Genomic DNA, 20,148 nt, shown 5'->3' with positions numbered 1-20,148 from the left:
GCCGCTCCGTACGGCCACCCACGACGCGGGGGCGGAGCATTCCCGAATCACAAAAGCGTTCGCCAGCACGCTCGAGAATGTGGCACGCGATACGAGCGCTGCCGACCGCCAGCCGCCTCACCGAGCACGATCTCTTCGCACTGGACTCCTATTCGGGCCCGGAATTCTCTCGACTGAACGAGGCGCTGCGGGCCGGACGCCTCGATCAGCTGACCCGCGACAAAGTCGAAGCGCTTCGCGCGGCGTTGACCAAGCTGCCCGACTACACGGGAACGGTCTATCGAGGGACCGAGTTGCCGCCCGCGGTGCTCGCCCGTTATCGGCTCGGCAACGTCATCGAAGAGACGGCGTTTCTGAGTACCTCTACCAAAAACGGAACCTTCACCGGCGCGGTGCGCTTCCGGATCGCCTCCAAGCATGGCAAGCAGATCGGCGAATACTCCAGGAGGCCGGGCGAGAACGAGGTCCTGTTCGCGCCCGGCAGCCGGTTCGAAGTGGTGAAACGAAAATACAACCAGCTCACCGCGACAACCTCGATCCATTTGACCCAGATCTGAACCTGTTGCGCCCTAGGCGAATCCATGCGGGACAGTGTCGATCAGGTTCATCGCCGCAGCCAGCTCGTCGGTCCCGGCGGTGCTCGGGCACCGGGAATCGCTCCACGCAAGTAATTCCATTTCGAACGAGGCGGCGGGGACCAGCGCTGCGGCGGAGGGAATCGACTGGGCCGCGGCCACATTCGCACAAGCGGATCGAGTCCGGGAAGTCGAGCGGATCCACATCTAGGGCGCGCGATCGAGCACCGCGTCGAGAAACCTCACGATCACCGCCACCTCGTCGTCATCGAAGCCCGCGAGCACACGGGCCAGCCGATCGGATTGCTGCCGGTACTCCGCCGTCACGTCCGCGAGGCGCTCGTGGTCGAGCTCGACGGTCACGCTCCGGCGGTCGGTGGGCGACTCGCGCCGGTGCACGTAGCCGGCTTCCCCGAGGCGTCGCACGATGCGCGAGACCGATGATCGGGGCGTATGCATCGCCGCGGCCAGCGCGGACGGCGCCATGCTGCCGCCCGCGATCGCCAGCAGGTTCAGGGCCTGCAGGTCGATGACGTGCAGGCCGAGCCGTTGAGCCACGGCGTGATTGTGCAGCACGCCCCCTGTGATCAGGGCGCGGATATTCGACTCGACACGCGGGCGTGATGACATCTGCGATCCTCGATCTGGTCACCGGCCGATGGGCTGCCTCGCGCAGCGCCGGATTTGATGCCAGATTAACATAATTCCATTCTGGGACTACTTTTCGGGCCCGCCTTCCGTCGGTTGGCACGCCACGGTTCGAGGCCCGCCCGTTCCCGCGGTCTCCAGAATCCGGTTCCGATAGGTCCGCAGCGCCGCGATCACCGCGAGCAGCGCGGTGAGAGCACCGAGGGCCAGGCGGACCGCATGGGCGCTCTCGATCTCCCGAGCCGTGCGGCTCAGTTCGTCGATCGTGTACCGGGCGCGATCGTCGAACAGGATCGTCCAGCGAGGCCACAGGTAGAGCATCGACAGCAGGGCGAGTCCCGATACCAGCGACAGCAGTGAGGCAAGCAGCCACAACCGGGCCTGCCCGGCCCACAGGCCGACCGCGACCGCCACGACCGCGGCCAGGGTCAGGGCCGCGCCGAGTGGCCGCATCACACTGCCGACCGACACCACAGCGGTGAACTCGTCGGCCACCACCAGCGAGTTCGGAATGTCGTGAAAGTAGTTCGGATAGAGGAAGACCGTCTCCGCGAGCATGGTGCAGAAGACCACCGTCGCGAGGGCGGCATAGCTGCCGGACGCGATGAGCGGAAGGCGAGCTTTGGCATCTCGCATGTAATTCCAGATTGACACTATTCCATTATGGCACTATCTTCGGGTGTGCCCGCCGCTCCTCGGCGAATCATCCTCCGCACCCACCGGCACGGCCTCGGACGACCACCGAGGCTCGATGTCCCATGCGAAAGGGAAACCATGGAATCCACACGCACGCTCGTCGCCGGGCTGTTCATCACGCTCGACGGCGTCGTGGAGGCACCGGAGAAATGGCATCTGCCGTATCACGACGACGAGATGGATCACCTTGTCGGCCAGTGGTATTCCGAAGCCGACACGCTGCTCATGGGGCGCGTCACCTATGAGACGTTCGCCGCCGCCTGGCCGGATCGGACCGGACCGATGGCCGACACCATCAATGGCATGCGGAAGGTCGTCGCCTCCACCGCGATCGACAAGCCGGACTGGCACAACACCACGCTGCTCGACGGCGACCTGATCGCCGCGACCACCGAACTCGCGCGCCAGCCGGGAAGGACCATCCTGCTCCAGGGCAGCATCAGCCTCGTCCGCGCGCTACTGGCAGCGAACCTGCTCGACGAACTCCGCCTGTTGATCCACCCCCTGGTGCTCGGCGGCGGCGCGCGATTGTTCCCCGCCGGAACCCCCGAAGCGCCGCTGACCCTCGTGCGGTCGACCGCCCTCGCCTCCGGCGTGCTGAACCTGACCTACGCGCCCGTCTGAGTGACCCGAGTCACATTCTCGGACTGTCACACTCTGCCGGGCTGCCTTGTCCCATAGCCGACTCCAGCGAACGACCGACAGGAAGCCCGCGATGAACACCCACACCGCCCACGAGATCGTCGTCCTCGGCGCCGGCTACACCGGCCTGATCGCGACCGCCCGGCTGGCCCGCTACACCCGCAAGCTGAACACCCGCATCACCGTGGTGAATCCCTCGTCCCGCTTCACCGAGCGGCTGCGCATGCACCAGGTCGCCGCGGGGCAGGAACTGACCGACTATCAGATCCCGGACCTGCTGGCGGGCACCGGCGTGGAGTTCCATCGAGCCTCGGCCACCGCCATCGACACCGCCGCCAAGGTCGTCACCCTCGACGATCGAGCGGTCCTGCGCTACGACACCCTGGTCTACGCGCTCGGCAGCGCCGCCGACACCAGCATGGTGCCCGGCGCGGCGGAGCACGCCTGGACCCTCGACGATCCCCGCGCCGCACGCCTGTTCTCCCAGCGACTGCCCGAGATCAACGCCGCGCGCGGCGCGGTCACCGTCTGCGGGGGTGGGCTCACCGGTATCGAGGCGGCCGCCGAAATCGCCGAGGCGTACCCGGAACTGACCGTCACCCTGGTCAGCTCCGGCGAGCCCGGTGCCATGATGGGCGTCAAGGCCCGTGCTCACCTCAATCGTGTGCTGGACCGTCTCGGCGTCGTCCGCATGGTCGGTGTGAAGGCCACCAAGGTGCTGCCCACCGCCGTCGGCCTGGACACCGGTGTCAACCTCGGCTCCGATCTGACCCTGTGGACCACCGGCGTACGAGTGTCGTCTCTGGCCACCCGCGCCGGAATATCCACCGACGCACGAGGACTCATCATCACCGATCCCACGTTGCGCTCCGAGTCCCACCCCGATATCCACGCCATCGGAGACGCCGCGCTGGTGCGGCAGCCCTGGGGACAGATTCACGGCACCTGCCAGAGCGGCGTGGTCACCGCCGACTACACCGCCACGGTCATCGCCCGGCTACTGCGTGGGAAGAAGGTGAAGCCCTTGCGCTTCGGCTACTTCCACCAGCCGGTGAGCCTCGGCCGCCGCGACGCGGTCATCCAGTTCACCAAGGCCGACGACACCCCGAACCGGTGGTACCTCACCGGCAAGGTCGCCGCCTTCTACAAGGAACAGGTCAGCAGCACCCCACCGCTCGCCGCCAAGATGAGCCGCTACGTGAAACTCCCGGTCCAGCTGTCCAAGGGCGGCCGCGCCACCCGCAAGGCAACCCGTGCCGGCACCGGCTCGTCCGAGGGATGACCGCGTCATGCGGATCATCGTTGTCGGGGCCAATGGGCCCACCGGACGATTGCTGGCCGGTCAGGCCGCCCGGCGCATTCCCGCACACGGGCGCATCGCGGTGGCGACGGTGGTAACGGTTCCGACCCGTGGCTGCTCGGGTCGGTGTCCGTGATCGCCGCCGCACTGCTCACCCGGATACGGATATTGAAGAGGACATCATCGTGAAAGTTGTGATCGCCGGTGCTACGGGCGCGATCGGCCGCCCCTTGGTGGCGGCCCTGCACGCGAGCGGCCATGAGGTGCTCGCGGTGAGTCGGGATTCCGCGGTGAACATTCCGAACGCCCGCATCGTGGTGGCCGACGTGCTCGACCGGGACGGACTGCTGCGCGCCGTGCAGGGTCTCTCGGCGGATGTCGTCATCCACCAGCTCACCGCGCTGCGCAAGACACCGGCCAGGTACCGGGATCTGGACCTGACCAATCGGCTGCGGGTCACCGGTACGGCGCATCTGCTGCAGGCGGCCGACGCGATCGGCGCACGCCGATTCCTGACCCAGTCCATGGTGCCCGGATACGGCTACACCGACCACGGCTCCCGGCCGCTGACCGAACGCGATCCATTCGGTCTGCAACGCGGAGACAAGACCGATCCCATTGTGGCGGCACTCGATTCGACCGAGCAGCAGGTGTTCGACGCCGACGGCATCGACGGGATCGCGCTGCGCTACGGCGCCTTCTACGGACTGTCCGGCTCCCAGAGTTTCATCCGGGCGCTGCGGGCGCGCACCCTGCCGGTCCCCCGAGACGGCGGCGGCACCATGGCATGGATCCACCTGGCCGACGCCGCCGCGGCCACGGTCGCCGCCATGGAGTCCGGCAGCGCCGGACGGGCCTACAACATCGTCGACGACACACCGGCGACCTGGGGCGAGATGTTCACCGCACATGCCCGCGCCGGGCGCACCGGTCCGCCCCGCAGGATCCCGAAGTGGGTAATCCGGATGGCGGCTCCGTACCTCGCGACCCTCATGATCGATACGTCCGTGCGGGTGTCCAACGCCAAGGCGAAGGCGGACCTGGGCTGGAAGCCTCGGTATCCCAGCTTCCGCGACGGGGTCCAGGCGCTGCGCGACGGGATCTGATCATCCCGAACGTGGCCGTCAGGCCGTCAATCGCAGGGCGTCGGGGATGGCGGTGAAGGCGTCCCGCAGCCGGTCGAGGAGGCCGGGTCGACCGCCGTCGCCGTCGGCGGCCACCCAGTCGCGTCCGGCGATGCTCCAGGCGGCGGTGGTCATTTCGGCGAGGATGCGCGGGCGCAGGTCGTCGCCGGGAAGATCGAGTGTGTCGGCGAGCTGTGCGGCGATCTGTTTCCGCACGCCGGAACGGGTGTAGCCGACGTGCCCGAGCAGGCTGGGCGCGGTGAGGATCAGCCGCCGGGTGGCGACGTAGCGCTGGTCCCAGTCCTGCGGTAGCGCGAGCGCGGTGTCGATGAGCGCGTCGCGCAGCCCGGCGAGGATCGGTCCGGCGGGTTCGCGGTCGGCCAACGTTTCGAGATAGCTCGTCCAGAGTTCGGTTTCGGCCTCGATCGCCACGTCTTCCTTGGTGGGGAACGCGCGGAAGAAGGTGCTGCGTGAGACCTCGGCCGCGTCCACCACCTCCTCCACCGTGGTTGCGGCGAAGCCCTTTTCGGTGAACAGCCGCAGTGCCGCGTCGGCGAGTGCGCGACGGGTGCGGATCCGTTTGCGTTCGCGCAGCGGCAGGGCGCGGTCGTCGGTGGCCATGCCGGAATCCTAACGCGATACGAACCTCAGGACCGAAAGATACTCAGGCATAAATGATACTTGCGCACTAATGAGACTTAGTGTCAGAATCTACCTCGTCAACGAGCACCCCGATCGAGGAGATCGCGAATGAGCACCACCACCCCGGCCACCTTGACCCCGTCGATCGTCGGCCAGGCCGAGAAGCACCACACCGCGGTCCTCGCCCGGGCGCTGGCCGGCACCACGCTCGACGAGAAGCAGTGGATCACCCTGAACCAGGCCGTCGCCGCAGGTCAGCCAGTCGAGCGGACCGGGCACGGCGTCCGCGTCGCGGGCATGACCCAGTGGGACCCCGCGGATGTCGACCACGCCGTGGCCGCCCTGCTCGAAGCGGGTCTGCTGCGCACCGCGACCGATGACCGTCTCGAGGTCACCGACGCGGGCACGGCCCTGGCCGCCGAGGTGCGCGCCGCGTCCGGCGCGATCGTGCAGGCCGCCTACGGCGCGGTCGCGCCCGAGGACTTGGACACCACGGCCCGCGTACTTGCCACCATCACCACCCGCATGGCCGAGGAACTGGCCCGCGCCTGAGGGAAAGACGCGATATGAAACAGCTGAACCGACGATCACTGCTGCGACTGGCGGGCGCTCTGGCGCTCGTCGCCGGCACCACCATGGCGTGCGCGACACCACCCGAGAAGGGACCATCCGCCGTGAACACCGTCGATGTGCTCGACTCCTATATCTCCTACAGCGACACCGGATCCGGCGACATCCCCGTCGTATTCCTGCACGGCAACCCGACCTCGTCGTACCTGTGGCGCAATGTGATTCCGCATGTCTCGGACAAGACCCGGGTCCTGGCCCCGGACCTGATCGGCATGGGCGACTCCGGCAAACCCGACAGCCCCTACCGTTTCACCGACCATGCCCGCTACCTCGACGCCTGGTTCGACGCCCTCGACCTCGATCAGGTGATCATCGTCGGCCACGACTGGGGCGGTGCGCTCGGTATGGATTGGGCCGCACGCCATCCCGGCCGGGTGCGTGGCATCGCCGTGATCGAGACCTTCCTGCGGCCGGGCCGGGCCGAGGACATGGCACCGCAGGCCCGGGAGCTGTTCGCCAAGTACCGCAGCACCGAAGGCGAGCGAATGGTGTTGGAGGAGAACATGTTCATCGAATTCAACCTGCCCGCACAGGTGACGGATCTGTCCGAGGAAGACCATGATGTCTACCGCGCCCCCTATCCGACACCGGCCTCGCGCAAACCCCTGCTGGCGTGGCCCAGGGAGCTGCCGCTCGATGGCGAGCCCGCCGATGTGGTGGCGATCATCGAGAACTACGGCCGCTACCTGGCGAGCACACCGGAACTCCCGAAGCTGATCATGGCCCTGGAGAACGGCCAGGGCGTCACCGCGGCAGCCGTCGACTGGGCGGCGACCACCTTCGCGAGCGCGGAGAAGGTCATGATCCCGCCCGCCAAGCACCATGCCCCGGAGGACCGCCCACACGAGATCGGCGCGGCCGTCGCCACCTGGATGGACCGGCACGCCTTGCACGAAACCCGTTGAGCCGGAGCCCGAGTCGGGGTCGCGACAGCGACCGGGTGTTCACCCGGCAGGATCGTCGGGCGGCGAACGTGCGACGGCAGCCGAAGACCGGCCGTATCCACCGCGAGATCAGCGGGATGACCTCGGCCGAACGGCTTCGATGACCGTCACGATCACCCGATCGGCCCGGTTTTCGAGACAGCGGATCGCGGCGCGGCGTAGAGTCCGCAATCAGCGCGTTTGATCTTGGTCGCGACCGCCGCGGCGGCTACGAGCCGTGACGGTCGGGAGATGCGGACGAATCGGCATTGTCGACCCGGATCCGACGGCCGCTTCTACGGATCCATGGCCACCGAGATTCTCGGCGACCAGGTCCACGTCATCTGGGCGCTCAACTACCCGAGCTGGGCGGATGCGGATGGGGTGGTGCTGTCGAAGTGCGTGTCGGAGAACTGCACGGTGCAGGCGCGGTTCGCCAACGGCTGCGGCTCCGTCGCGATCCGCAACGGCGTGGTGCTGGGCGGGGCGGGCTTCACCAGGGGTGAGGCCGAGAACGCCGCCATGGCCGCTTTCGGTCCCCCCGATCTCGCGTCGATCAGCGCGGGCGGCGACCCGTTCCCGACCGTGATGCATACGGAGTGCACCGCCCATTCGGGCTGAGCCGACCACTGATTCGTTCGGCCCGCCGTCGCATCGGCTCTCAGAAGCCGAAGCTGCCGGTGGCGGGTGGTGTTCCGGTGGTCGGGACAGTGATCGCGACGAAGTCGGTGAACTGCTCCTCCCACTGGTTCACGCAGCCGCCGCGCACATCGATGGTCGAGCCGGGCTCGAGGCCCGACAGCGTCACGGTGACCGTCTGGCCGACCCTGGCGAGGGTGTCGTTGCCGGCGGGCTCTTCGTAACCGTCCAGGGGATCGCTGTCGCCGAAGAAGACGCGCTGACCACCGATCGACGCCTCCGCCCAGCAGGCGCCGCGGTCGTTGGGGTTGCGCAGGGTGGCGGACACGGCACCGGCGCCGGCCCCGGCGAAGTTCACCTCGGGGGCGTGGAACGGGGTGTCCGCACTCGCGGGCGCGGCGGCGACGGGTGCCAGCGCCGCGGCCGCCGTGACGGCGAGGAGCCCGATGCGGGAAATTCGTCTGTTGATCATATCAACCGATCTTTCCATCAAATACCTTGCGACGCAGTGGCAAGGACGAAAGGCCCGGCCATCACGGTCGCGCATCAGCGCTGCCCCAGCACCGTGCCGCGGTAGTAGGCGGCGATCTCGTCGGTCGTGGTGAGCCAGATGTCCGGTTGGGCGGCAAGGAATCCCAGCGCCTGCTCGAGGTACTTCGTCCGGAACGCCTGGCCGATGACGAAGGGGTGCAGGGCGATCGGGAGAACGCGCGCGCTGCGATCGGATTCGGACAGCAGGACGTCGTACTGGTCCTGGATCATCCGAACGTATTCGGGTCCGGTGGTGGCCTTGGCGAAGATGCCGAGATCGTTGAGCTCGAGGGTATAGGGCACCGAGAGCATGCCGGGGATGTTCAGCGGGTAGGGCTGATCGTCATTGGTCCAGTCGAGGATGTAGTCCAGACCGAGCTCGCGCAGAATCCTCGGGGTGTCGAAGGTTTCGGTGAGGCCGGGTCCCATCCAGCCCTTGGGGCGCGCACCCGTCGCCCCGGCGATGACCTCGACGACGCGCGTGAGGTATTCCCGCTCCTCCTCGGGCGACATTCCCGCCGTCACCTCGGAATTGGTCTTGCCGTGCACCAGCCAGGCCCAATCCCGTTCCACACCCGCCTTGACGATCTGCGGGTTGTATTCCACCACATCGGAATTCAACAACGCGCTGGCGCGAATGCCGTACTTGTCCAGCGCGTCCATCACTCGCCAGACGCCGACCCGGGCACCGTAGTCACGCCAGCCGTAGTTGAGTGCGTCGGGGACCAGATCCGCGGTGCCGGGCCAGATGCTGGTGGAGGGCTTGTCGATGCGGAAGTGCTCGATGTTCAGGCCGACGTAGAAGGCGACCTTCTTACCGCCCGGCCAGCTGAACTCCGGACGGTCGGTGATGGGGCTGTAGTCGAAGAGGGTGTTCTCCAGTTGCACATGAGTAACGTTCGACGGGATGCGCAGGCCGAACAAGGCTGAATTCCGCTACGGTCGATAAGCTGGACTAAACGATCGAGGCCGCCGGGATGGAACGGCACTGGAACGCCGGATCGGCCTTCGCGCGGGCGGGCCGGTCACCGATGTCGACGTCGGTTCCGTGGCCGCCCGGCGAAACGGCGGATGCGGGTCGGTCGAACTCACGCCACGGTGGCGTGGCGAACACTGATGTCGCCGTGCATGGTTCGCGCGTAGACCTGCACTTCGCCGGTGTTCCGCGCATCGCAGACCGGGTCCAGGAGGTTGCGGATCGTGCCGGTCGGGGCTGCGGTCTCCAGGTGCACGGCACTGCCGGGGTGGATGCCGACGTCCAGGTCGCCCATCGAGGTTTCCAGCCGCAGTACCCCGTGGATCGCCGCGCCGACGCGGATGTCACCCCGGGCGGCCTTGGCGGACACGGCGCCGCGGATGCGGTCGAGCAGGATGTCCCCGGCGGAGACGTCCAGGTCACAGTCGCCGAGTTCGCCGGTGGTCGAGAGGCGGCCGACGGCGGCGGTGGCGGACAGGCGGGAGCCGGTCGGGACCTCGATGCTCACCTCGATGGTGGGGTTGCCGCCGAACGGGGTGTAGGTGCGCCAACCCTTCGGGGCGCGCACGGTCAGGGTGTCGTCGGAGAAGTCGACGGCGGTGTGCGCGGCGGCGCGCACATCGCCCTTCTTGGACGCGTCGGCCGGGCGGACCTCGACAATGGTGTCGGTGCGGTCGGAGGCGATGACGGTGACGGTGCCGGACAGCACCTCGGCGGCGACGGTGATCGGATTCGGAGTCCGGAAGGTAGGCATGATGGGCTCTTTCGGGAGTCGGTCGATGAGCGGGGGCGGCATCAAATTCGAAGGCCGCATCCGCCGTGCTGGGTACGTGAACAACTGTCGCGGGCTCCGCTGACACCGGGCTGACAGCCGACTGACACCGCCGTCGCCTCCGCGTCGCGCCTGTTCACCGGCGATTGCGAGGCCGCCGACAGGTCGCCGGGCGAACCGCTGACCGATCACGGCAGAATGTCCGGGTGCAGATCAGAGTGCTGGGACCGCTGGAAATCCGGACGGATGACGGCGGTGCGATCGAGGTGTCCGGTGCGCGGTTGCGGGCACTGCTGATCGCGCTCGCCCTCGAACCCGGGCGCGCGGTGCCGAAAGCACAACTGGTCGACTGGATCTGGGGTGAGCGGCCCCCGGCGGACGCGGCGAACGCGCTACAGGCACTGGTCTCCCGGCTGCGCCGGGCGCTGCCGGACGGCGTGCTCGATGTGCAGGCGGGCGGATACCGGCTGGCGGTGCCGCCGCGGGCCGTCGACGCGCACCGCTTCGAGCGACTGCTCGAACAGGCGCGCGGCGCGACGGATCCGCAGCGGGCCCCGCTGCTGCGCGAAGCGCTGGAGCTGTGGCGCGGTGCGCCCCTGCGGGATGTCGACGTGGACAGCGGAGCGGTCGACGCCGTGGTCACCCGTCTCGAAGCACTGCACCTCGCCGCGCTGGAGGACCGCTACGAGGCGGAGGTCCGCCTGGCCGGGGGTGCGGACCTGGTCGCCGAGCTGACCGAGGTGGTGGCTCGGAACCCGTTGCGGGAACGGCTCGCCGCCGCGCTGATGCGGGCTTTGGCGGCGGCCGGTCGCGGCGCGGAGGCGCTGACCGTGTACCAGCGCACCCGGGAGGCCCTCGCCGACGAACTGGGTGCGGACCCCTCGCCGGAACTGTCCGCCCTGCACGTCGCCCTGCTGCGTGGCGAGGTGGGCGCGCGCGAGGAGGAGCGCCGCACCAATCTGCGGGTCGAACTGACCAGCTTCGTCGGCAAGGACGCCGAGATCGCCGTGGTCCGTGAACTTCTCGCGGGATACCGGCTCACCACCCTGACCGGACCCGGCGGTTCCGGCAAGACCCGGCTGGCGCTGGAGACCGCGCGCACCATGCTCGACGATCTGCCGGACGGGGCCTGGCTGGTGGAACTGGCGTCGCTCGGCCCCACCGGGGATGTGGCGCAGGCGGCGCTCGCCGCGCTCGGACTTCGCGACAGCCTGCTCGGCGGCGCGTCCAACGCGGAACCGATGGAGCGGCTGGTCGCCGCGATCCGCGACCGCGAAGCACTGTTGGTCCTGGACAATTGCGAGCACGTGATCGAGGCCGCGGCGCGATTCGCGCACCGGATTCTCGGCGAATGCCCGGGTCTGCGAATACTGGCCACCAGCCGGGAACCGCTCGGCATCACCGGCGAGGCGATCCGGCGGGTGGAGCCGCTGGGCTCCCCCGTTCCCGACGCCGACCCCGCGCAGATCGAATCCGCCCCCGCCGTGCGGCTGCTGCGCGATCGGGCCGATGCGGTGCGCCAGGACATCACCGCCGACACGCACACCCTGACGACCATGGCGCGCATCTGCCGGGCGCTGGACGGCATCCCGCTGGCGATCGAACTGGCGGCGGCACGCCTGCGCACCATGTCACTCGAACAGCTCGCCGACCGCCTCGACGACCGGTTCCGGCTGCTGACCGGCGGCAGCCGCACCGCGATCCCGCACCATCGGACGCTGCGCGCGGTGGTCGACTGGAGTTGGGAACTGCTCACCGACAGCGAACGGGTCGTGCTGCGCCGACTTGCGGTCTTCGCCGACGGCGCGAGTTCCGAAGCGGCCGAACAGGTGTGCGCGAGTGCGGAAACGAATCCGGTGGTGGAACGGTGGGAGGTGCCGGACCTGCTGACCGCACTGGTCGAGAAATCACTGCTGCGCGGCACCGACGACGATGCCGCACCCGGTCATCGCCCCGGCGGCCCGCGCTATCGGATGCTCGACACGATCATGCGGTACGCCCGCGACCGGCTCGACGAAGCCGGTGACGCCGAATCGGCGCGGCGGGCGCATCTGGCGTATTTCACCGACCTGGCAGCGACCGCGGAACCGCATCTGCGCCGCGCGGAGCAGCTGGAGTGGCTCGCCGTGCTCGAGCGCGAGCACGACAATATCGCCGCCGCCATGCGCGCGGCGCTGGCGACCGGCGACGGCCCCGGCGCACTGCGGCTCGCGGCCGCAGCGGGCTGGTACTGGTGGCTCGGCGGGCACAAGGCCGAGGGCACGGAGTTCGTGACCGCCGCCGCCGACGCGCCCGGTGCGGTGGACGACGAGACCCGTGCCACCGTGTACGGCCTGGCCGTCCACTTCCTGGCTTCCGGGCGCAGCGGCGAACAGCAACTGGCCGAGTTGATCCGCAAAACCTACGACTACGCGCACGGCCGCCGCGACGGCCATCCGGCGCTGCGTTTCGCCGGCGTGCTGGAACGGCTGCTGCACGGGCCGCAGGAATATCTGCCCGCCTTCGAATCGCTGCTCGGCGACGACGATCCGTGGGTGCGAGCGCTGGCTCGACTACAGCTGGGCAAGATGCGGGTCGTCCTGGGTCAGGACGGACCGGAGACCGGGGAGTACCTGACGACCGCGCTGGCCGAGTTCCGGGAAATCGGAGAACGGTGGGGCATCTCGTTCGCACTGACCGAGCTGGCCGATCACCTGGCCACCGGCGGCGAATTCGCCGCCGCCGATGAGCTTTTCGAACAGGCGGTCGCGGTGGTCACGGAGGTGGGCGCGCACGAGGACGCGATTCGGATGCGAGCGCGGCAAGCGCAACTGGCCTGGCTGCGGGGCGATCCGGATGCGAGCGCGGCCGCGCTGGCGGAGGCGCGGCGGTGGGCTGCGCAGTCCGCGTGGCCGATCGCACGGGCCGAATTGGCTTTGGCCGAAGCAGAACTCGCGTGGTGGACCGGCGACGCGGAGCGGGCGCACGAGCAGATCGACATCGCGACGACCATACTGGGCGCGGAGGCGGAGCAGCCGCACACCAGCGCGGTCATCCACGAGCTGCGCGGCTACCTGGCGCAGGATCTCGACGCGGCCCGCACCCAGCACGGCGCGGCCTACCGGGCGGCGACCGAGGCCGGGCATATTCCCCTGCTCGCTCGCGTGCTCGTCGGCATCGCGGATCTGGCCCTGCGGGCGGGTGCGGACGAGCAGGCGGTGCGGCTGCTCGCGGCGAGCACCGCCGTGCGCGGCCGGTCCGACCACTCGCTGCCGGACGCCGCCCGCGTCGAGCGGACGGCACGACAACGCCTCGGTGACACGAAGTACACCGAGGCGTTGCGGGAGGGCGAGCGGGCGAGCCCGCGGGAACTGGCCGAAACTACGCTCGCTTGCTGAAAGTGGCACGCGACCAGAGAAATCCGACAATGGCGAATCCGGCGCACCAGGCCAGCGCCGCGGCGGTGTCACCGCCCGACGGGTTGCCGGAGAGGAATCCGCGCAGCGATTCGATGATCGGCGTGAAGGGCTGATACTCGGCGAACTGCCGGACACCCTGGCCCATCTGCTCGGCGGGCACGATCGCGCTGCTCAGGAAGGGCAGCATGATCAGCGGCACCACGCTCATCCCCGCGGATTCGGGGGTCTTGGCGGCCATGCCCAGGGCGACCGTCAGCCAGGACGCCGCGAACGAGGTCGCCAGCATGACGCCGATCGCGCCCGACCAGTCGGTCGCGGTGGCGTCCGGCCGGAAGCCCAGCGCGAAGGCCACGCCGATCACCGCGGCGATGGCGACCACATTGATGGCCATGGTGGCCACCACATGGCCGATCAGGATGGCACTGCGGGAGACCGACATGACCTTGAACCGGTTGATGATGCCCTTGGCCATATCGGAACTCACCGATACCGCGGTGCCCGACAGGCCGTAGCTGATGGCGAGCAGGATCATGCCCGGGGTCGCGTAGTCGATGTAGTCCTCGCCCACGTCGAACGCGCCGCCGAAGACGTGCACGAAGATCAGCATCATCATCACCGGCATCAGCGCCGCGTTGAAGATGGTGACCGGGTTGCGGGCGATGTGCTTGAAATTGCGGCCGAGCATGGTCGACGAATCGGCCAGTGAGGCGACCGGGGACAGGGTGCTCATGATGCGACAGCCTCCGTGGTGGCCCGCCCGGTGAGGGCGAGGAAAACGTCATCGAGATCAGGGGTGTGGATGGAGACCTCGGCGGCCTCGATCGAGTACGCGGCGAGCCGGTCCAGCAGGTCGCGCAGGAAGGCGCTGCCGCCGCTGCCCTCCACCCGCAGGGCGAGGGCGTCGTCGTCACGGGTGGCGGTGGGCAGTGCGTGCGCGGCCGCCGCCACCTCGGCGGCGGTGGTGAAGCGCAGTCGGATGTGACTGCCGGGAATGCGCCGCTTGAGTTCCTCGGCGGTGCCCTCGGCGACGATGCGGCCGGAGTCCAGCACCGCGATCCGGTCTGCCAACTGGTCGGCTTCCTCGAGGTACTGGGTGGTGAGGAAGATGGTCACGCCGTCGGCCGTGAGTTCCCGGACGATATCCCACATGGTGCGGCGGCTGCGCGGGTCCAAGCCCGTGGTCGGCTCGTCCAGGAAGACGATGCCGGGCTTGGTGACCAGCGTCATCGCCAGATCCAGCTTGCGCCGCATGCCACCGGAGTAGGTGGCGGCGGGCTTGCGCGCCGACTCGGTCAACTCGAAGCGTTCCAGCAGCGCGTCGATCACCCGCTGCCGCCGTGCGCCCCGCAGCCGGTGCAGATCCGCCATCAACCGCAGGTTCTCCTCACCGGTGAGCAGGTCGTCCACCGCGGCGAACTGCCCGGTCACTCCGATGACCTTGCGCACCGCCTCCGGTTCGGTCACGAGGTCGTGTCCGGCGATCCGCACCGTGCCGCCGTCCGCCCGTTGCAGGGTGGTCAGCACGTTCACCGTGGTGGTCTTGCCCGCACCGTTCGGGCCGAGCAGCGAGAAGATCGTTCCCGCCCCGATGTTCAGGTCGATTCCGTCGAGGACCGTCTTGTCCCCGTATGCCTTCCGCAGCCCGGAGGCCACGATTGCCGTGTCGTTCATGGGAACAACGGTCGCGGCGACCCCTGATACCGGCCTGACACCGACCTGATACGCCCGCTGACACAGCGTTACCGCTGTTCAGCGCGTCGACGGGGCGGTCAGCGGCGGTACATGCCCTCGATCTCGTCGGCGAAGCGTTCGGCGATGACGTGGCGTTTGACCTTGAGGGTGGCGGTGAGTTCGCCGGACTCCTCGGAGAGGTCGCGGGGCAGGACGGTGAACTTCTTGATCGCCTCGGCGTGCGAGACGGTGTTGTTGGCGTCGTCGACGGCCCGCTGCACCTCCGCCAGCAGGGTCGGGTCGTCGCGCAGGTCGGCGATGGTGGCGTGGGGCGGGGTGGCGGTGGACGCCTTCCAGGTCTCGAACGCCTCCGGGTCGATGGTGATCAGGGCGCTGATGAAGGTGCGGCCGTCGCCGACCACGATCGCCTGGGAAATCAGGGGGTGCGAGCGGATGCGGTCTTCCAGGGGGCCGGGTGAGACGTTCTTGCCGCCCGCGGTGACGAGCAGGTCCTTCTTGCGGCCGGTGATGGACAGGAAGCCGTCGATATCGAGTTCGCCGAGATCGCCGGTGCGCAGCCAGCCGTCGGACAGCGCCGCGGCGGTGGCCTCCTCGTTGCGCCAGTATCCGGCGAACACCACGCCGCCGGACAGTTCGATCTCGCCGTCCTCGGCGATCCGAACCGCGTTGCCGCCCAACGGTTGTCCCACCGTGCCGATCTTCACCGAACCCGGCACGTTGACGCAGTGCGCGGCGGTGGACTCGGTCAGGCCGTAACCCTCGTAGATCGGGACGCCGACACCGCGGAAGAAATGCCCGAGCCGGGGCGCGAGCGCGCCGCCGCCGGAGATGGCGAATTCGCAGTCGCCGCCCAGGGCCGCGCGCAGCGGCGCGTACACCAGGCGGTCGCACAGCGCGTGCCGCACGCGCAGCAGCGGGGACGGCCGCCGCACGAAACCGCCGGTGCGGTCCAGGTTTTCGCTCCAGCGGATGGCGGTGCGCTCGGCGAATCGGAAGATCGCGCCCTTGACTTCGCCGCCGTCGTGCGCCTTCTTGTCCGCGCCGTCGCGCACCTTCTCGAACACCCGCGGCACCCCGAGGATGGTGTGCGGGCGGAAGCGCGCGAACTGCCCGGTAATGGTCTTGAAGTCCGACCAGTGCGCCTGCGTCATGCCGCCCTCGAGGGCGGCCAGCGAGACCGCGCGGGCCAGCACATGGGCGAGCGGCAGGAAGGTGAGCATGCGCTGCCCGGGGCGGGCGACGTCGCCGATGCTGGCCTTCAGGATGCCGCGCACCTCCGCGAGGAAGTTGCGGTGGGTGAGCATGCAGCCCTTCGGGCGGCCGGTGGTGCCGGAGGTGTAGACCAGCGAGGCCAGTCCGTCGGCGCGCAGCCCGTCGAGCCGCTCCCGCAGCACGTCGTCGGACACGTCCGTGCCGTCGGCGATCAGGGTGGCCTCGGCGTCGTCGTCGATGACCAGCATGCGCCGCAGCGTCTCCGGCGCGGCGGTGACCAGGTCCTTGTGGCGGGCGGTCTCCACCACCGCGAGCGCGGCGCCGGAATCCTCGAGGATCCAGCGCACCTGGTCGGCCGCGGAGGAGTCGTAGACCGGCACGGTCACCGCGCCCGCGGCCCAGATCGCGAAGTCCAGCAGCGTCCACTCGAACCGGGTCGCCGACAGCAGCACCACCCGGTCGCCGGGTTCGATGCCATTGGCGATCAGGCCCTTGGCGACGGCCGAGACCAGGCGCGCGAACTCGGCGGCGGTGACATCGCGCCACTCGTCTCCGGCGGGCCGGGAGAACAGCACCCGGCTCGGATACCGCTCGGCCTGGGCGTAGACCGATCGCACGATGGTCTCGTCGTCGGCGATGGTGAAGCTGGGTGCCGCGGTGAACTCACGCATGCTCGTCTCCAGTGGTCGGGTGGGGGTGACGGAATCGCCGGAGCGCGGCGGCGAAGTCGGAGACTTCCCGGGAAGTCCAGTCGTTCATGCGCTCGCCGAGCAGAGCCAGATCCCGGGCGACCGCGGACTCCAGCGCCCGCCGTCCCGCCGGGGTCAGGGTGAGCGGGTATCCGGCGTGCAGGCTGCCCTCCCCCGCCGCCACCCAGCCCGCGTCCATACAGGACCGCAGCTGCCGCGAGACCGTCGACCGGTGCACACCGAATGCCTCGGCGAGCTGCGTGGCCCGGCACCCCGGATTCCGCTCGATATAGGACAGCGTCGACTGCTGCGCGAACGACGGCACGCCCTCGGCGGCGGGGCGGCCCGCGATGATCTCGCGGACGATCCACGCGAGCTCGTCGTGAACCGCGACGAGCCCGGGGGAAGCCCCGGCCGACTGGTGTTGCATAGCGCAACTATAACGCCTGGCTCCGGGGCGACGGCGGCCGCCCGCTAGCGTGAGGGGTCCGGGCCGGGTTGTGACCTCGGCCCGGCATTCGGCCATGGCGGCCCGATTTGCCCTATCCTCGATGCCACCCGTCGATCCTGGAGAAAGCAGGTCATGAAGCGACGTTCGCGCCGCCACCGAAAATCCGTACCCGGTCGAAGTAGGCGACCCCGACGAGGGGAGCTGACGTGATCACCGCGGTGAGCATTCTCATCGGCGTAGCGGTCGTCTTCGCCATCACCGCTTTGACCGGCTACTTCGTAGCCCAGGAATTCGCCTATATGGCGGTGGACCGGTCCCGGTTGAAAGCTGCCGCGGAGGCGGGGGACACGAGCGCCGCCCGCGCGTTGCGGGTGACGCGGCGCACATCGTTCATGCTGTCGGGGGCCCAGCTCGGTATCACCGTCACCGGGTTGCTGGTCGGCTATGTGGCCGAACCGCTCATCGGACGCGGGATCGGGGATCTGCTCGACGGTGCGGGGGTGCCGCTCGCGATCGGCGTCGGCATCGGCGCGGTGGCGGCCGTGGTGTTCTCCACCCTCGTGCAGATGGTGTTCGGCGAGCTCGTGCCCAAGAACCTCGCCATCGCCCGGCCCGAGCCGGTGGCCCGCTGGCTGGCCTGGTCGACCACGCTGTACCTGCGCCTGTTCGGCTGGCTCATCACGCTGTTCGACCACGCTTCGAATCTGCTGCTGCGCGCGGTCCGCATCGAGCCGGTGCACGATGTGGAGCATTCGGCCAATCCACGCGACCTCGCGCACATCGTCGCCGAATCCCGCAATGCCGGTGAACTGCCCGCGGATCTGTCCATGCTGCTGGATCGGATGCTCGACTTCCCCACCGGCAGTGCCGAACACGCCATGGTGCCGCGGCCCCGCGTCGACACCGTTCGCGCCGACGAACCCGTCGAACTGGTGCTGGAGCGGATGGCCACGGGCCACACCCGCTATCCGGTGACCGGCGAGACCAGCGACGACTTGGTGGGCATCGTGCACCTGCACGATCTGCTCGACACCACCGCGACCGGGCCGGTAGCCGCGTACACCCGACGTGCGGTGGTGGTGCCGGAATCGCTGGCGCTACCCGAGGTACTGGCCAAGCTGAACGACGCGGAGGATGAAATGGCGCTGGTGGTCGACGAATACGGCGGCTTCGCCGGCATCGTCACCATCGAGGACATGGCCGAGGAACTGGTCGGCGAGCTCGCCGACGAGCACGACCCGTCCACCGATCCGAGTCAGGCACAGCGGCTGGACAACGGCTGGCTCATGCCGGGCGGCCTGCATCTCGACGAGGTCGCCCGCGAGCTGGACCATCGGCTGCCGTCCGGCGACTACGAAACGCTCGCCGGACTGCTCATCGCCGTCAACGGTGATCTGCCCGATGTCGGCGACACCGTCGAGATCGAACTGCCACCGGATCCGGCCACGCTGATCACCGACGCCCCGCCGACGCCCCGGGTGCTGCACGCCGAGGTTCGTGCGGTCGACAAGCATGTGCCCGCACAGGTTTTCGTGACCGTCGCCGAGTCGGAGGAGGACGGCCGTGGATAACCCGTGGATCGTCGTCGCCGTCACCGTCGGGCTCATCGTGGCCAGCGCCTTCTTCGTCGCGGTGGAATTCGCGCTGGTCGCCGCCCGCCGCTACCGGCTGGAGGACGCCGCGCCGCACAGTGCCGCCGCCCGCGCGGCCCTGCGCAGCGCCTCGGAACTGTCGGTGCTGCTGGCCGGATCGCAGCTCGGCATCACCGTCTGCACCCTGGCGCTCGGCGCGATCACCAAACCGGCCGTGCACCACTGGCTCACACCGGCCTTCGAGACCTGGGGCGCGCCACTGTGGTTGGCCGATGTCGCCGGGTTCGTACTCGCCCTGCTGATCGTGACGTTCCTGCACCTGGTGGTCGGCGAGATGGCCCCGAAGTCCTGGGCCATCGCGCATCCGGAGCGATCGGCGATCATGCTGGCGCTGCCCATGCGTGCCTTCATGTGGCTGACCCGGCCGCTGCTGACCCGGCTCAACAATCTGGCCAACTGGTGCCTGCGCCGGGTCGGCGTGCAACCGGTCGACGAGGTGTCGGCCGGACAGAACCCGGAGGCGCTGCGCCACCTGGTGGAACACTCCGCCACCGTCGGCGCGCTCGACCCCGACGATCATCGGCGGCTGGCGGCCGCGCTGGAACTGGAGAGCGTCACCGTAGCGGACCTGATGCGGGCCGATCCGAACCCGAGTTCGGTGCCCGCCGATGCCGACCCGGCACAGATCCAGACCGCTGCCGACACCACCGGGCATCTGCGCCTGCTGGTCACCGGTCCCGGCGGCATCATCGGCGTGGTCCATGTCCGCGACGCCCTGCGCGCATCGGCCACCGCGACCGCCGCCGAGCTGGCCCGACCGGTACTGCGCCTGGCCGCCGACACCCCGGCCTACCAGGTGCTGCGCACCATCCAGGACTCGCGCAACCACCTGGCCGTGGTGTCCGACGGCGACGGACGGCTGCTCGGCGTGGTCACGCTCGCCGACATCCTGCAACGCCTCATGCCGACAGCCAGCAGTCCGGCGACCTGAGCGGGCGGGGCACGCCACCCCGGGC

At 69.1% G+C, this 20,148-nt stretch carries 20 protein-coding genes; 10 read left to right on the top strand and 10 right to left on the bottom strand.

Annotated features, from left to right (window positions below):
- Positions 1–77: 77 nt before the first annotated feature.
- The gene (locus QMO76_RS06405; protein ID WP_306360265.1) at positions 78–557 is read left to right on the top strand and encodes an ADP-ribosyltransferase domain-containing protein; all 480 of its coding nucleotides are present in this window, start codon (positions 78–80) and stop codon (positions 555–557) included.
- Between the two features lie 225 nt (positions 558–782).
- On the opposite strand, the gene QMO76_RS06400 is transcribed toward QMO76_RS06405, so the two are convergent.
- Both QMO76_RS06400 and QMO76_RS06395 read right to left on the bottom strand, forming a co-directional pair.
- Complete coding sequence (locus QMO76_RS06400; RefSeq protein ID WP_306360264.1) at positions 783–1,133, bottom strand: MarR family winged helix-turn-helix transcriptional regulator; 351 nt, start codon at positions 1,131–1,133, stop codon at positions 783–785.
- Positions 1,134–1,292: 159 nt separating this feature from the next.
- Positions 1,293–1,877 (bottom strand): hypothetical protein, encoded by a 585-nt coding sequence (locus QMO76_RS06395; RefSeq protein ID WP_306360263.1) that lies wholly within the window; start codon positions 1,875–1,877, stop codon positions 1,293–1,295.
- A gap of 120 nt (positions 1,878–1,997) precedes the next feature.
- Here QMO76_RS06395 and QMO76_RS06390 point away from each other — a divergent pair, with 120 nt between their 5' ends.
- The 3 genes from QMO76_RS06390 to QMO76_RS06380 all read left to right on the top strand — a co-directional run bounded on the left by QMO76_RS06390 (position 1,998) and on the right by QMO76_RS06380 (position 4,967).
- Positions 1,998–2,543, top strand: a complete 546-nt coding sequence (locus tag QMO76_RS06390; RefSeq protein ID WP_306360262.1) for a dihydrofolate reductase family protein — start codon at positions 1,998–2,000, stop codon at positions 2,541–2,543.
- 91 nt (positions 2,544–2,634) lie between these two features.
- Positions 2,635–3,843 (top strand): NAD(P)/FAD-dependent oxidoreductase, encoded by a 1,209-nt coding sequence (locus tag QMO76_RS06385; RefSeq protein WP_306360261.1) that lies wholly within the window; start codon positions 2,635–2,637, stop codon positions 3,841–3,843.
- A 203-nt stretch (positions 3,844–4,046) separates the two neighbouring features.
- Positions 4,047–4,967 (top strand): NAD(P)-dependent oxidoreductase, encoded by a 921-nt coding sequence (locus QMO76_RS06380; protein ID WP_306360260.1) that lies wholly within the window; start codon positions 4,047–4,049, stop codon positions 4,965–4,967.
- An 18-nt stretch (positions 4,968–4,985) separates the two neighbouring features.
- Here the strand turns inward: QMO76_RS06380 and QMO76_RS06375 are convergent, their stop codons facing one another.
- Positions 4,986–5,606 (bottom strand): TetR/AcrR family transcriptional regulator, encoded by a 621-nt coding sequence (locus QMO76_RS06375; protein WP_306360259.1) that lies wholly within the window; start codon positions 5,604–5,606, stop codon positions 4,986–4,988.
- A 129-nt stretch (positions 5,607–5,735) separates the two neighbouring features.
- Here QMO76_RS06375 and QMO76_RS06370 point away from each other — a divergent pair, with 129 nt between their 5' ends.
- The 3 genes from QMO76_RS06370 to QMO76_RS06360 all read left to right on the top strand — a co-directional run bounded on the left by QMO76_RS06370 (position 5,736) and on the right by QMO76_RS06360 (position 7,801).
- The gene (locus QMO76_RS06370; RefSeq protein ID WP_306360258.1) at positions 5,736–6,179 is read left to right on the top strand and encodes a hypothetical protein; all 444 of its coding nucleotides are present in this window, start codon (positions 5,736–5,738) and stop codon (positions 6,177–6,179) included.
- Positions 6,180–6,193: 14 nt separating this feature from the next.
- Positions 6,194–7,162, top strand: coding sequence for a haloalkane dehalogenase (locus tag QMO76_RS06365; RefSeq protein WP_306360257.1), 969 nt, complete (start codon positions 6,194–6,196; stop codon positions 7,160–7,162).
- Positions 7,163–7,432: 270 nt separating this feature from the next.
- On the top strand, positions 7,433–7,801 hold the full coding sequence (locus tag QMO76_RS06360; RefSeq protein WP_306360256.1) for a DUF4189 domain-containing protein: 369 nt from the start codon (positions 7,433–7,435) through the stop codon (positions 7,799–7,801).
- A 40-nt stretch (positions 7,802–7,841) separates the two neighbouring features.
- Here QMO76_RS06360 and QMO76_RS06355 read toward each other — a convergent pair whose 3' ends face one another.
- The 3 genes from QMO76_RS06355 to QMO76_RS06345 form a co-directional block, all read right to left on the bottom strand.
- Positions 7,842–8,291 (bottom strand): hypothetical protein, encoded by a 450-nt coding sequence (locus QMO76_RS06355; protein ID WP_306360255.1) that lies wholly within the window; start codon positions 8,289–8,291, stop codon positions 7,842–7,844.
- A 74-nt stretch (positions 8,292–8,365) separates the two neighbouring features.
- The gene (locus QMO76_RS06350; RefSeq protein WP_306360254.1) at positions 8,366–9,238 is read right to left on the bottom strand and encodes a polysaccharide deacetylase family protein; all 873 of its coding nucleotides are present in this window, start codon (positions 9,236–9,238) and stop codon (positions 8,366–8,368) included.
- Positions 9,239–9,438: 200 nt separating this feature from the next.
- Positions 9,439–10,080, bottom strand: a complete 642-nt coding sequence (locus QMO76_RS06345) for a DUF4097 family beta strand repeat-containing protein (protein WP_306360253.1) — start codon at positions 10,078–10,080, stop codon at positions 9,439–9,441.
- Between the two features lie 224 nt (positions 10,081–10,304).
- Here QMO76_RS06345 and QMO76_RS06340 point away from each other — a divergent pair, with 224 nt between their 5' ends.
- Positions 10,305–13,475 (top strand): BTAD domain-containing putative transcriptional regulator, encoded by a 3,171-nt coding sequence (locus QMO76_RS06340; RefSeq protein WP_306360252.1) that lies wholly within the window; start codon positions 10,305–10,307, stop codon positions 13,473–13,475.
- Here QMO76_RS06340 and QMO76_RS06335 read toward each other — a convergent pair.
- From QMO76_RS06335 to QMO76_RS06320, 4 genes are all read right to left on the bottom strand, one after another.
- Entirely contained in the window at positions 13,459–14,226 is a 768-nt protein-coding gene (locus QMO76_RS06335; protein ID WP_306360251.1) for an ABC transporter permease, read from the bottom strand. The two genes, QMO76_RS06340 and QMO76_RS06335, sit on opposite strands and share 17 nt — an antisense overlap.
- Entirely contained in the window at positions 14,223–15,167 is a 945-nt protein-coding gene (locus tag QMO76_RS06330; protein ID WP_306360250.1) for an ATP-binding cassette domain-containing protein, read from the bottom strand. Before QMO76_RS06330 ends, QMO76_RS06335 begins: the two co-directional genes overlap by 4 nt.
- 98 nt (positions 15,168–15,265) lie before the next feature.
- Positions 15,266–17,071, bottom strand: coding sequence for a long-chain fatty acid--CoA ligase (locus QMO76_RS06325; protein ID WP_306360249.1), 1,806 nt, complete (start codon positions 17,069–17,071; stop codon positions 15,266–15,268).
- Entirely contained in the window at positions 17,064–17,519 is a 456-nt protein-coding gene (locus tag QMO76_RS06320) for a MarR family winged helix-turn-helix transcriptional regulator (RefSeq protein WP_306360248.1), read from the bottom strand. The genes QMO76_RS06325 and QMO76_RS06320 overlap by 8 nt, the downstream gene beginning before the upstream one ends.
- Positions 17,520–17,746: 227 nt before the next feature.
- On the opposite strand from QMO76_RS06320, the gene QMO76_RS06315 reads away from it, so the two are divergent.
- Together QMO76_RS06315 and QMO76_RS06310 are read left to right on the top strand one after the other, a co-directional pair.
- Positions 17,747–19,111, top strand: coding sequence for a hemolysin family protein (locus tag QMO76_RS06315; RefSeq protein ID WP_306360247.1), 1,365 nt, complete (start codon positions 17,747–17,749; stop codon positions 19,109–19,111).
- Positions 19,104–20,123, top strand: a complete 1,020-nt coding sequence (locus QMO76_RS06310) for a hemolysin family protein (protein ID WP_306360246.1) — start codon at positions 19,104–19,106, stop codon at positions 20,121–20,123. The genes QMO76_RS06315 and QMO76_RS06310 overlap by 8 nt, the downstream gene beginning before the upstream one ends.
- Positions 20,124–20,148: the final 25 nt, after the last annotated feature.

It is taken from the genome of Nocardia sp. CC227C, from assembly GCF_030767025.1.
Taxonomy (GTDB): domain Bacteria; phylum Actinomycetota; class Actinomycetes; order Mycobacteriales; family Mycobacteriaceae; genus Nocardia.
This window is presented reverse-complemented; position numbering and strand designations above follow the sequence as displayed.

Coding starts and splice junctions, on each gene's coding strand:
- QMO76_RS06320 (WP_306360248.1), bottom strand. CDS start 17,519: ATGCAACACCAGTCGGCCGGGGCTTCCCCCGGGCTCGTCGCGGTTCAC.
- QMO76_RS06375 (WP_306360259.1), bottom strand. CDS start 5,606: ATGGCCACCGACGACCGCGCCCTGCCGCTGCGCGAACGCAAACGGATC.
- QMO76_RS06365 (WP_306360257.1), top strand. CDS start 6,194: ATGAAACAGCTGAACCGACGATCACTGCTGCGACTGGCGGGCGCTCTG.
- QMO76_RS06345 (WP_306360253.1), bottom strand. CDS start 10,080: ATGCCTACCTTCCGGACTCCGAATCCGATCACCGTCGCCGCCGAGGTG.
- QMO76_RS06355 (WP_306360255.1), bottom strand. CDS start 8,291: ATGATCAACAGACGAATTTCCCGCATCGGGCTCCTCGCCGTCACGGCG.
- QMO76_RS06385 (WP_306360261.1), top strand. CDS start 2,635: ATGAACACCCACACCGCCCACGAGATCGTCGTCCTCGGCGCCGGCTAC.
- QMO76_RS06370 (WP_306360258.1), top strand. CDS start 5,736: ATGAGCACCACCACCCCGGCCACCTTGACCCCGTCGATCGTCGGCCAG.
- QMO76_RS06330 (WP_306360250.1), bottom strand. CDS start 15,167: ATGAACGACACGGCAATCGTGGCCTCCGGGCTGCGGAAGGCATACGGG.
- QMO76_RS06325 (WP_306360249.1), bottom strand. CDS start 17,071: ATGCGTGAGTTCACCGCGGCACCCAGCTTCACCATCGCCGACGACGAG.
- QMO76_RS06390 (WP_306360262.1), top strand. CDS start 1,998: ATGGAATCCACACGCACGCTCGTCGCCGGGCTGTTCATCACGCTCGAC.
- QMO76_RS06405 (WP_306360265.1), top strand. CDS start 78: ATGTGGCACGCGATACGAGCGCTGCCGACCGCCAGCCGCCTCACCGAG.
- QMO76_RS06335 (WP_306360251.1), bottom strand. CDS start 14,226: ATGAGCACCCTGTCCCCGGTCGCCTCACTGGCCGATTCGTCGACCATG.
- QMO76_RS06360 (WP_306360256.1), top strand. CDS start 7,433: ATGCGGACGAATCGGCATTGTCGACCCGGATCCGACGGCCGCTTCTAC.